Annotated in this window: 9 protein-coding genes; 4 read left to right on the top strand and 5 right to left on the bottom strand. The window is 49.4% G+C overall.

Going from position 1 to position 6,661, the window contains the following annotated elements; all coding sequences use genetic code 11:
* The 4 genes from EYC62_08920 to EYC62_08905 form a co-directional block, all read right to left on the bottom strand.
* Positions 1-186 (bottom strand): hypothetical protein (locus tag EYC62_08920; protein ID TAH32843.1); only part of this gene is annotated, 186 nt, incomplete at its 3' end.
* Positions 183-884: a hypothetical protein gene (locus tag EYC62_08915; GenBank protein ID TAH32842.1), complete on the bottom strand. Its 702-nt coding sequence runs from the start codon at positions 882-884 to the stop codon at positions 183-185. The genes EYC62_08920 and EYC62_08915, both read right to left, overlap by 4 nt.
* A 2-nt stretch (positions 885-886) precedes the next feature.
* A complete protein-coding gene (locus EYC62_08910; protein ID TAH32841.1) occupies positions 887-1,978 on the bottom strand; it encodes an AI-2E family transporter in 1,092 nt (363 codons plus the stop codon).
* Between the two features lie 20 nt (positions 1,979-1,998).
* Positions 1,999-3,102, bottom strand: a complete 1,104-nt coding sequence (locus tag EYC62_08905; protein ID TAH32840.1) for a hypothetical protein — start codon at positions 3,100-3,102, stop codon at positions 1,999-2,001.
* 117 nt (positions 3,103-3,219) lie between these two features.
* On the opposite strand from EYC62_08905, the gene EYC62_08900 reads away from it, so the two are divergent.
* Genes EYC62_08900 through EYC62_08885 form a run of 4 tightly spaced genes read left to right on the top strand, consistent with a single transcriptional unit; the run spans position 3,220 to position 5,916 of the window.
* Positions 3,220-4,278, top strand: a complete 1,059-nt coding sequence (locus tag EYC62_08900) for a phosphoribosylformylglycinamidine cyclo-ligase (protein ID TAH32851.1) — start codon at positions 3,220-3,222, stop codon at positions 4,276-4,278.
* A gap of 44 nt (positions 4,279-4,322) precedes the next feature.
* Complete coding sequence (locus EYC62_08895) at positions 4,323-4,985, top strand: phosphoribosylglycinamide formyltransferase (protein TAH32839.1); 663 nt, start codon at positions 4,323-4,325, stop codon at positions 4,983-4,985.
* 19 nt (positions 4,986-5,004) lie between these two features.
* The gene (locus EYC62_08890) at positions 5,005-5,145 is read left to right on the top strand and encodes an aa3-type cytochrome c oxidase subunit IV (protein TAH32838.1); all 141 of its coding nucleotides are present in this window, start codon (positions 5,005-5,007) and stop codon (positions 5,143-5,145) included.
* Between the two features lie 54 nt (positions 5,146-5,199).
* Complete coding sequence (locus tag EYC62_08885) at positions 5,200-5,916, top strand: N-acetyltransferase (protein ID TAH32837.1); 717 nt, start codon at positions 5,200-5,202, stop codon at positions 5,914-5,916.
* Positions 5,917-5,965: 49 nt separating this feature from the next.
* On the opposite strand, the gene EYC62_08880 is transcribed toward EYC62_08885, so the two are convergent.
* Positions 5,966-6,388 (bottom strand): nucleoside-diphosphate kinase, encoded by a 423-nt coding sequence (locus EYC62_08880; GenBank protein TAH32836.1) that lies wholly within the window; start codon positions 6,386-6,388, stop codon positions 5,966-5,968.
* Positions 6,389-6,661: the final 273 nt, after the last annotated feature.

The following is a 6,661-nucleotide window of genomic DNA, read 5'->3' as shown; positions in this document are numbered from 1 at the left end:
TTCATCGAGATTATTGCCGACAATAGATAAAAACTTCACCCTCTCCAGCACCGGTGCTTTTTTATTCTGCGCCTCTTCCAATACCCGGCGATTAAAAGCGATCGACGATAATTCGCGGTTCAAAAAACGGCGTGGGCTTTGCAAATCGATCGGGTCGTCGGCTGGTTTTGTTTTATGTTCGGTCATGCTTTATCCGGGACATCGGGAACGGCGAAATGCCGGTCTAATTCCTGAACGATGTCGCGCGCCAATGATACTGTCACCCGGCGCTTCATTTCCAGGGAAAACTGATCCGCCATATCCACAAAGGCCTGAATTGCGGCATAAGAACGGTTTAGCCGCACCACCGCATAGTCGATAACGCCAGGATCCACCGCCATTTGCCGGTCCGCGAATTGCTTGGTCATCAAAATCGCCAGCATTTCCTGATCCGGCGTGGCGATAGCAATTTGCGGCAAGGCGTTCAGGCGCGAAGATAAATCGGGCAGCGTCACTTTCCATTGCGGCGTTGCAGAACGTGCCAGCAATAACAAAGATCCGTTATTGTTTTTGGCGGAATTCAGCGTATGGAACAATAACTGCTGATTGGTGAATTGATCGGCGTCATCGATCACCAGGCATTTAAATTTTTGCGCCACCGCCATGAAATCGGCTTCCGCCAGTTTGGAATCCAAAAAAACTCCTTGCGATTTTTCCGCCCAAATATGCGCGAGGTGCGTTTTGCCCGATCCCTTTGGCCCGTAAATCACGCTGGCATAAGATCCCCAATGCGGCCAGGATTCGATCCATTGCAATGCCGTCTGATTACTGGGGTTGACGGCAAAATTGTTCCGCCGCATCGATACTGAATGCGGCCATTCGAAACTGATTTGCCTGCTGGCCATATCTATTTGCGTCCCCTGTATATCGGGCTGTCTTTATATTGGTCGATAATGAAGCGGAATAACACGCCCAAAGTCGCGGCAACCGGCACCGCCAGCAAAATTCCGACAAAGCCGAACAAACTGCCGCCGGCCATCAACGCAAAGATAATCCAAACCGCGTGCAACCCGACGCGTTCGCCCACCAGTCGCGGCGACAACACATAACCTTCCAAAATCTGACCGACAATGAATGTGCCCAATACCAGACCAACCGAAAACCAATCCGGGAATTGTTTGACCGCAACCAGCATACTGATCAACAAACCAAGGCCAGATCCGAAATATGGCACGAACGACATCAATCCCGTAAACAGACCGATAGTCAGGCCGAATTCGAGTCCAATAATACTTAAAACCGTTGCGTAAAACGTGCCCAGGCAAAGACACACCATCCCCTGTCCACGCACAAATCCGGACAGGCAATCATCGATCAGACGAATTTGCTGGCGGATAATCGGCGCTTCTTCCCGAGGCAGCCATCCATCAACCTTGGCGACAATTCCATCCCAATCGCGCAGCAAATAATAAGAAACGATCGGCGTTACGATCACCACTGAAAACAGCGATAATAAAACCGATCCGCTTTCAATTACCTTGCCGAAGGCGCCATCCAGAATCGTCAGCGCGGTAGTCATTTGCTTGCCGGCGATATCCTTTATACTGGCGGGATCCTGGCTGACTTCGCTTAGAAAAGGTTCGTAATATGGCCGGATCAATTCTATGAAATTGGACATGTATTGCGGAAATGACTGAACAATACTGCGCACTTGGCTTTGCAATACCGGAACGAGCAATGAAATAATCGAAACGATAACGGTTGTAAAAATAGCCAGCGCAATCAGGGTGCAGGTGCTGCGCGAAAAAATTTTGCGCCAACCTTTGCGCTTGCCCAGCTTTCCCAATTTATCGACCACCGGATCCAGCAAATAGGCAATCACAAATCCCAATACAAAGGGCAGCAAAATATCCTGTAAAATATACAGCGCCCCCAAGGTCAGGATAGCGATTGAAGCCCAAAACCAAACTGCCAGTTTCTTATCTGCTCTTAAAACCATTCGATTCCCCGTTTATTAAATTACAATGGCTGCAATAGCCAGATTTGCGCCCCTTGCGTTAGCGCAAAATTATACCGCCGGAACAATTCAATAAGATCCCCGTTATCGCTGACATCCAGCGATAATTGCGCAACATCGCGGGTCATCGCCCGTAAATGAATCTTGCGCACCTCGGACATGGACTGCAATCGCTGCCATAGATTAATGTAATTGCCTATATCCGGCACCCGCACCATTACATCGACCGTTTTAACGTCGCCCAAATTCGCCGCCGATTTTTCTTTCCAACCCTCTTCGATGGCGGATAACAGGTTGTGCGCGGCGGTATTGAATACCTCCATCAGGTTGGTATTGGGTGGCGCCTCATATTCCAATTCGACCGGCGTCGACTGCATCGTCGGCGAAATGTTTTCCGCAATCATTTTTACCCGCGTTACCGTACCGGCCGCGGTATTAGACACATCCAAGCTGGCTTTGACCAATAGTGCCTGCGCAAGACCATGTTGCGCCGCAAGCTGTAGTAAATAATCGCGGTTCGGTTCCGGCGCGATATCGGACGCCTGCAATTTTACGCTGGGCAAAGGCACCTTGATCGGCACCAGGCCATATGATTTCGTATCCTGAATCTTGCGCCAGACGGACAGCCACAAACTGTCTTCTTGCAATAACAACCACTGATCGCCGCGATTATAAACCGGAATCACCAAAAATGGCGCGCTGGACGCGGTGGTATAGGAAATATCCTGGCCTTCTAAAAAAGTTTCGACCATGGAGGATTTGAAAATCACCGTTACATCCGCGCTGTATTTGCTGGCCGTCGTGCGTTCATTGCGCAATTCCACCGCCTGCACCCATTTTTGCGCCGGCTGCGCGGACAGTTTTTTAATCTGTTCCGCGTTCGATTGCGCGACCAAACGCTTGATTAAAATCTGAAAGGCTTCTTGCCTTGCCTGTTGCAAGGCCTTGGATTTGGCGGTATTGGCATCCGCCGCCTCGACTTCGACATGCACATTGCTGACGGTAAATACGGAATCGTCATTTTGCGCGTGGGCGGGTAAAACCGAGGCCCACCAGCCAGCCAGCATTATAAAAACGAAACAAAGCGCTATTTTAAAGGCGTTCATGCACAAATTAGAGTTGGAATTTATGGCGGTTTTAGGGTAGATTCAGCGCCTGCAATGTAAGCCAAATCGGCCCCATTGCCTAGTCGATAAATAAGGAATTTACTGTCAATGATGCCGATGAAACGCACTTATAAACAATCTGGAGTCGATATTGATGCCGGCAATACGCTGGTCGAAGTAATTAAGCCTTTGGCGCGGGGAACGGCCCGCCCCGGCGCGGACGGAAGTCTGGGCGGATTTGGCGCGATTTTCGATCTGCGCGGCGCGGGATATCAGGACCCGCTATTGATTTCCACCACCGACGGCGTCGGCACCAAATTGAAAGTCGCCATCGAATTTGGCAAACATAATACGGTCGGCATCGATTTGGTTGCGATGTGCGTCAACGATTTGATCGTACAAGGCGCGGAACCGCTTATCTTTTTAGATTATTACGCCACCGGCCAATTGGATGTGGCCATCGCCCGCGAAGTGATCGCCGGAATCGCCAATGGCTGCCGCATGGCGGGCTGCGCCTTGGTTGGCGGGGAAACCGCCGAAATGCCGGGCATGTATGCACGCGAAGATTACGATTTGGCGGGATTCGCCATCGGCGCGGTCGAACGCAATATGCTTCTTACCGGCAGCAATGTAAAAACTGGCGATGTGATTTTGGGCTTGGCCAGCAGCGGCATTCATTCGAATGGCTTTTCATTAGTACGTAAAATTGTCGGCGATGTCGGTTTCGATTATCGCGGCAGCGCGCCATTCGCCAAAGACAAATTATTGGGCGATGCGTTGTTAACCCCAACCCGCATTTATGTGCAAAGCTGTTTGCCATTGGTGCGCCAGCAAAAATTAAAAGCCCTCGCCCACATTACTGGCGGCGGTTTGGTGGAAAATATTCCGCGCGTATTGCCGCAATCGGCCTGCGCTGAAATCAATTTGGCCGCCTGGCAATTGCCACCGGTATTCCAATGGTTGATGAAAACCGGCGGCGTGCCCGTAGATGAAATGGTGCGCACCTTTAACTGCGGCATCGGCATGATTGCCGTGGTCGATCCGGACGAAGTCAATTTCGTCACCAAAGCATTGCAAGATTCCGGTGAAACGGTTTACCGTTTGGGTCAAATCGTGTCACGTCCGGAAAGCGGTCGCAGTGTCAATTTGCTGGGTCTTGAGGCGGCATGGATATAATCATGGGTATTGGGGTTTGGGGTTTGGGGTTTGGGATTTAAGCCATGTCCAGCCCAAAACCCAAAACCCGGAACCCAGAACCCTCGAAATTGCGTGTGGCAATTTTGATCTCTGGCCGGGGCAGCAACATGCATGCCCTGCTCCGCGGTTGTGCCGGGGAAATTCCCGATATCGAAATCGATCAGGCAAAAATTGCGTTGGTTTTATCGAATATCGCCGATGCGCCGGGTTTGGAAATCGCCAAACAATACAAAGTTAAAACTGAAATTCTGCCGCACAAAGGATATAAAGACCGGCGCGAATATGACGCCAAGATCACCGAAATTTTGCGTGCCAATAAAATCGATCTTGTATGCCTTGCCGGTTTCATGCGGTTACTAAGCGCGGAATTTTGCGAGACTTGGAAAAATAAATTAATCAATATTCATCCATCGTTACTGCCGAACCATAAAGGGCTCGATACGCACAAACGCGCCCTTGCCGCCGGCGATGCCCATCATGGCTGCACGGTGCATTTTGTAACCGCCGAAATGGATGAAGGCCCGATTATATTGCAACAATCTGTGCCCGTTTTGCCTGACGATGATGAACAAACCCTGGCGGCGCGGGTATTGGCGGCGGAGCATCGGTGTTACCCCATGGCGCTGAAATTGCTGTCAGAAGGAAGAATTCAGATGACAGGCAATAAAGTTGTGGTAAATAGTTAAGTCAATTACGGAGGAATCCATGGCCAAAGCCCCTACCCAAAACAACGACGCTTATTATGTTGGCAATAAAAAGACTTACGAAGCATTTTTACGCATGACCGTGATCGGTATCGTCTGCGTGGTCGTCTTGCTGGCTGGAATGGCGTTTTTCTTAGTTTAAGAATACCCTATAAGCCTATATTTACATTAACTAAATTTTTATTACACTGGCGTTATGAACGCCAGTGAAGCACCATATGTTATCCAGCAAGCCACGGAAGACCAGCGCCCGGCTATAACTGGTATGTATACTAGTGCCTATCAAATATCTATGTGCGCGGCGCATCACCAGGTATTGCAGCCATATTGGCCGGATTTAAATTGGGACCGTTTTCCACGCCCTTTATGCGGCACCACCCCTAATAATCGGCCTTATGCGACATGGGCCGCATGTTCCAAAACCAATCCCCAGGAAATCAGAGGGGTGATCCATACAAGGATGACATCGCCAACCGTATCTACTTTTTATTTCCTATATATCGATCCGAAATATAAAGACCAGGGAATCGGCACTAATTTAATGATTCACGGATTCAATTGGCTGATAGGACATGGCGCGCGAACCATGACTGCGGACATTGAACCCGCGCCGGAAAAATTCCGTTGGATAAAATTTTTATCGCGCAAAGGCGCGATTGCGACCGCGACCCAATTTCGTCCGGTAACAAAAACTTTGTTAAGTAAAGAAATGCCGGAACCTGTCGTATTGCCTTGGACCAATATTGAATTTGACGATCTGCCCGGATTGGTTATGCGTTTACGCGGCGAAAAACCGGACCTGACCATAGATGAAGGATCTTTAGATCGTTATATGAATTCTTCCGGATCTCGCATCGAAGATTTTCGCGTTTTCGCAACCGCCGTTTTTGCCAATCGACGCGTCAGAAAATAAAAACGCACCCAAGCTGGGTGCGTTTAAAAAAATTATTAAGCCAATTAAATTAGCCGACGATTTCGTCGTTCTTGAAAAAATGGCTAATTTCAATTTTCGCGTTATCCAAGGAATCGGAACCGTGCACCGAATTCGCTTCGATCGATTCGGCGAATTCTTTGCGGATTGTGCCTGGATTGGCGTTGGCTGGATTGGTTGCGCCCATGACTTCGCGGTATTTGGCAACGGCATTGTCGCCTTCCAATACTTGAACCACTACGGGGCCCGAGGTCATGAATTTGCACAAATCTTTGAAGAATGGGCGTTCTTTATGCACGCCGTAAAATGCTTCCGCTTGCGCTTGGGTCATTTGGATGCGTTTTTGCGCGATAATGCGCAGGCCGGCATCTTCGATCTTGGCGTTGATTTTGCCAGTCAAATTGCGGCGGGTTGCATCCGGTTTCAGAATAGAAAAAGTACGTTCGATAGCCATAGCCATTTTGTCCCTCAAAATAAAAAAGGTGTCAGGTACCAGGTTTCCGGTATCAGGTTAAGTTTGTTTTTGACACCTAATACCTGGAACCTGAAACCTATAATTGCTGCGGTGCTTATAAAGCGAAAAGGCCTGAAATGCAAGGGGGTTATTCCTCCCCCTTTGGGGGAGGCGCAAATGCGACAGCGTTTGCAGAGGGGGATAGGCGCGGTAGAGATAAATTCAGTTTCATCAATAAGCCAAACCGCTTGCCTAACCCTCCCCCTACCCCCT

Source organism: Alphaproteobacteria bacterium (assembly GCA_004295055.1).
Taxonomy (GTDB): domain Bacteria; phylum Pseudomonadota; class Alphaproteobacteria; order SHNJ01; family SHNJ01; genus SHNJ01.
Note: the sequence above shows the minus strand (reverse complement) of the source record. Positions and strands in the feature narration are given on the sequence as shown.

Coding starts and splice junctions, on each gene's coding strand:
- EYC62_08915 (TAH32842.1), bottom strand. CDS start 884: ATGGCCAGCAGGCAAATCAGTTTCGAATGGCCGCATTCAGTATCGATG.
- EYC62_08910 (TAH32841.1), bottom strand. CDS start 1,978: ATGGTTTTAAGAGCAGATAAGAAACTGGCAGTTTGGTTTTGGGCTTCA.
- EYC62_08905 (TAH32840.1), bottom strand. CDS start 3,102: ATGAACGCCTTTAAAATAGCGCTTTGTTTCGTTTTTATAATGCTGGCT.
- EYC62_08900 (TAH32851.1), top strand. CDS start 3,220: ATGAAACGCACTTATAAACAATCTGGAGTCGATATTGATGCCGGCAAT.
- EYC62_08895 (TAH32839.1), top strand. CDS start 4,323: ATGTCCAGCCCAAAACCCAAAACCCGGAACCCAGAACCCTCGAAATTG.
- EYC62_08890 (TAH32838.1), top strand. CDS start 5,005: ATGGCCAAAGCCCCTACCCAAAACAACGACGCTTATTATGTTGGCAAT.
- EYC62_08885 (TAH32837.1), top strand. CDS start 5,200: ATGAACGCCAGTGAAGCACCATATGTTATCCAGCAAGCCACGGAAGAC.
- EYC62_08880 (TAH32836.1), bottom strand. CDS start 6,388: ATGGCTATCGAACGTACTTTTTCTATTCTGAAACCGGATGCAACCCGC.